Source organism: Mesorhizobium sp. M7A.F.Ca.US.006.01.1.1 (assembly GCF_003997935.1).
Taxonomy (GTDB): Bacteria; Pseudomonadota; Alphaproteobacteria; order Rhizobiales; family Rhizobiaceae; genus Mesorhizobium.
Genome location: NZ_RZQL01000562.1, coordinates 1 through 210 on the forward strand (window position 1 = coordinate 1; position 210 = coordinate 210).

The 210-nt window shown below is 68.6% G+C and carries 1 protein-coding gene; it reads left to right on the forward strand.

Features of this window, described 5'->3' with window-relative positions; all coding sequences use genetic code 11:
• The coding region (locus tag EN943_RS37500) for a VCBS domain-containing protein (RefSeq protein ID WP_164778632.1) at nucleotides 1-210 on the forward strand (210 nt) is incomplete at both ends.

Consider the following 210-nt stretch of genomic DNA (forward strand, 5'->3'; position numbering starts at 1 on the left):
GCGCTGCGGCGGTCCAGGCGCTGACCACCGGCCAGCATCTGACCGACACGTTCACCTACACGCTGATCGATGGCGACGGCGACACCTCGACGACAACGGTCGAGATCACCATCAACGGCACCAACGATGTGCCGACGGTCACCGTTCCGGGGGTGGGGGCGCCTGGGACTTCGGTTGACGAGGCCGGCCTTCCGGCCGGCTCGGCTTCCC